Origin of the sequence: Kitasatospora sp. NPDC059088 (genome assembly GCF_042738155.1) — a bacterium.
Lineage (GTDB): Bacteria > Actinomycetota > Actinomycetes > Streptomycetales > Streptomycetaceae > Kitasatospora.
In genome coordinates this window covers 8,210-11,692 of sequence record NZ_JBHYGR010000212.1, presented here as the reverse complement: position 1 = coordinate 11,692, position 3,483 = coordinate 8,210, and the positions used below count along the sequence as shown (strand labels likewise).

Below are 3,483 nucleotides of genomic sequence, written 5' to 3'. Positions count from 1 at the left end.
CGGTTGGGGGCGGCGGGGCGCCACACCCCCAGCACCACCTCCGGGGCCACCTCCGCGGAGTGCGCGGGGGCCCGCTGCCCCCGGCCCACCAGGCCCAGCACCGGGCCGGCCACCGCGTCGTACAGGCGGGAGAAGGCGTCCTGGTCGCCCCGGGCGACCCGGGCGACGAGTTCCCGCAGGTTCGGGCCGGGCAGGGCCGGCCCGGACAGGTGCACGACGGCGCTCATCCGGCCGCTCCTGCGGTACGGCGGGTGGGCGGCGGGCCGCACGGGCGGAGGGCGGGCATGACGGGCCTCCCGGGTCGTGGCCGGAGTGGAGCCCGGCCGGGTGGACAGTACGGCTGACACCCGCTCTTCGGTGCGGGCGGCGCGCCGGATTGGTCCGGGATCGCCCCGGCGCGGCGGAGCCGCCCCGATCCATCGGGGACGCGCCCAATCCGTCCGGGAGCGGGCGACGAATCCCTGGGCGGAAGGCGGTCCGCCCGGCACCGGGCCGGCCCGCGAGACGCCCCTTCGGTATGAGCGGAGGCTTCCCACCATGGCTCCCACCCGCCTCGCAAGGCCCCCCGACGGTCGCCGCGACGACCTGGTGGCGCGGATCGTGCGCGCTGTCGCCGAGGGCGACGGCGCCGCCGTGGACGTGCTGCTGGCGGTGCTGGAGGCCGTCGCGGACGAACCGACGCTGCGCCGGCTGTCCGCGGAGCTGAGCCACCTGGCGCTGCCGCCGGCCGCCGGGCCGGGCGCTACCTCCGGTTCGCGGCCTGCTTGACGGTCCTGATCGACGGCGCCGTCTCGACGTGGCCGACCGCCGGGAGCGCGGCCACCCTGGTGGTCAGGTAGCGGTACAGCGCGCGCCGGTCCGCGCACACCACGGTGGCGTACAGATTGGTCGGCCCGGTGGTGGCGCAGGCGAAGGCGACCTCCGGGTGCCCGGCCAGCGCCCGGCCCGCCTCCTCCAGGTACGGGGGAGCGACCGAGATCCACAGCAGGGTGCGGGTGCCGACACCGAGCAGGTGCGGGTCGCAGTCGATGTCCAGGTAGAGCACCCCGCGTTCGCGCAGCTCCGCCATCCGGCGCCGGACGGTCGTGGGTGACCAGCCGGTGGCGGCGGCGAGCTCCTCGAACCCGGCCCGGCCGTCCGTTTCGAGGGCGGCGAGGAGCCGGCGGTCGCCGTCGTCCAGCCGCACCGCTCCGCGCGGGTGGGCCGGCGCGGGCGGTGCGGGCGATGCGGCCGACGCGGGCGGGCTCAGGGCCGCGACGGTGGCTCCGTCCAGCGGCCCGAGCTTGGCGATGAGGCTGTCCGGGCCGCCGTAGAAGGAGTGCAGCACCGAGTGCGCGCTCACCCCCTCCACCCGCGGGGTGCGGGGGAGCCGGGCCAGCAGCAGGGCCTCGCTGTCGGCCTCGGTCTCGGCCCGGACGGTGCAGGTGATCTCGGTGCCGCCGGAGGTCAGGCTGACCCAGGAGGTGTCGGGGCGGCGGGCCAGCGCCTCGGCGACCGCGCCCGCCGCGGCGGGCGCGCAGCGCACCCGCAGCAGCCACAGTTCGGCGCCCAGCGCGAGCGGGTCGACCCCGCCGAGCACCCGTACCGCGCCGGTCGAGCGCAGCCTGGCGTACCGGCGGGCGACGGTGCGGTCCGACACCCCGAGGGCGGCGGCGATGGTGCTGAACGGGGCCCGGCCGTCGATCTGCAGGGCGTGGACGAGGCGGCGGTCCAGCTCGTCGTAGTCGGATTCCACCGTGCCGAGGGTAGCGGGTGTCGGATTCCGTCACCATCGCGCCGGTCACTGGGCCAACGGCCCTTGGTGGAGCGAGCGTTGACCCCGTCGACGGAACCCGGCCGGTCGCGGGAGGACGCGCCGGGCGGAACCGTCCGAGGAACCCGAGGAGAAGCACCGTGGACACCGAGGTACTCGTCGTCGGAGCCGGCCCGACCGGCCTGACGGCGGCCAACGAACTGCTGCTGGCGGGCGTGTCGACCGTACTCGTCGACCGCCTGCCCGGGCGCAGCACCCTCTCCAGGGCGGGCGGCGTGCAGACCCGCACCCTGGAACTGCTCGACCAGCGCGGCCTGCTGGACCCGCTGCTGGCCGGCGGGGACCACCCGGTCGGCGGGAGCCACTTCGCGGGCATCCCGCTGCCGGACGCCCCCGCCGACGACCCCGGGCCGGGCGCGTTCCGCCCGCGCCGGCCCTGGCGCTCCGTCCCCCAGGTCGTGCTGGAGGCCTTCCTGGAGGAGCACCTCGCCGGGCAGGGCCTCACGGTCCGGCGCGACCACGAACTGGTCGCCCTCGCCCAGGACGAGGAGGCCGTCACCGCGACCTTCGCCGGCGGCCGGGTGCTCCGGGCCCGCCACCTGGTCGCCGCCGACGGCGGCCACAGCACCGTACGGTCCCTGCTCAAGGCCGAATTCCCGGGCCGGGCAGGCACCGTGACCACGATCGCCGCGGACGTCCGGCTGAGCGGCGCCGACGGTCTGCCCACCCACCACCGCGGCCCGGACGGCCACTGGACGGGGATCTTCCCGCTCGGCACCGACGACCGGGGCCGCCCGCTGCGCCGCCTCGCCATGGGCGGGCCGGGCCGCTCGCTGCCCAGGGACGTCCCGATCACCGAGGAGGAGATCCGCGAGGGGCTGCGGGCCGTGTTCGGCGAGCGGGTGCAGCTGCTCGAACTGTGCCACGCCCGCCGCATCACCGACGCGGCCCGGCAGGTCGCCCGGTACCGGCACGGGAGGGTGTTCCTGGCCGGCGACGCGGCCCACGTCCACCTCCCGCTCGGCGCCCAGGGCATGAACGGGGGGATGCAGGACGCCTTCAACCTCGGCTGGAAGCTCGGCGCCGCGGTCCGGGGCTGGGCACCGGAGGGCCTGCTCGACAGCTACCACACCGAACGCCACCTGACCGGGACGACCGTGCTGCGCAACGTCCAGGCGCAGGGCCTGCTGATGGACTGGGCGGGCAGCCGCGACCCGGACGTGCTGGCCACCCGGGACCTCTTCACCGAGCTGATCGCCCTGCCGGAGGTCCACCGCCGGCTGAGCGAGGTGATGTCCGGAACGGCCACCCGCTACCCGATGCCGGACACCGGCCCCCACCCGCTGCTCGGCGGGCCGGTGCCGGACGCCGACCTCGGCCCGGTGCGGCTGCACCAACTCCTGCGCTCCGGCCGGGGCGTGCTGCTCGACCCGCAGGGCGCCCTCGCCGAGGCCCTCGCCCCCTGGTCCGACCGGGTGGACCGGGTGGACCGGTTCGACGGGGGAGCCCGCGTCGAACCGATGCTGATCCGTCCGGACGGCCACGTTTGCTGGGTGGGCACCCCGGAAACCCTCCGGCCGTCCCTGATCCGCTGGTTCGGTGCCCCGCGCCAGGTGGCCTGACGCACCGTCAGTCTCGTAGCGGGCCCCGCCCCGGCCCCGGCGGGCCGGGGGGCCCCCGGGGTCGAGGTGGGGGGCGGGGGGCGCCGGGGGGGGGCCCCCGGGGGGCCG

Annotated in this window: 3 protein-coding genes and 1 pseudogene; 2 read left to right on the top strand and 2 right to left on the bottom strand. The window is 77.3% G+C overall.

Annotated elements, in window-relative coordinates; genetic code table 11:
- Positions 1-227, bottom strand: a pseudogene (locus ACFWXO_RS43500) (RNA polymerase subunit sigma); the annotation flags it as partial.
- Between the two features lie 310 nt (positions 228-537).
- On the opposite strand from ACFWXO_RS43500, the gene ACFWXO_RS43495 reads away from it, so the two are divergent.
- Entirely contained in the window at positions 538-768 is a 231-nt protein-coding gene (locus ACFWXO_RS43495; protein ID WP_380532331.1) for a hypothetical protein, read from the top strand.
- Here ACFWXO_RS43495 and ACFWXO_RS43490 read toward each other — a convergent pair.
- A complete protein-coding gene (locus ACFWXO_RS43490) occupies positions 743-1,735 on the bottom strand; it encodes an Lrp/AsnC family transcriptional regulator (RefSeq protein ID WP_380532328.1) in 993 nt (330 codons plus the stop codon). The genes ACFWXO_RS43495 and ACFWXO_RS43490 overlap by 26 nt on opposite strands.
- 158 nt (positions 1,736-1,893) lie before the next feature.
- On the opposite strand from ACFWXO_RS43490, the gene ACFWXO_RS43485 reads away from it, so the two are divergent.
- Entirely contained in the window at positions 1,894-3,375 is a 1,482-nt protein-coding gene (locus ACFWXO_RS43485) for an FAD-dependent monooxygenase (protein ID WP_380532325.1), read from the top strand.
- The last annotated feature ends 108 nt before the right edge of the window (positions 3,376-3,483 follow it).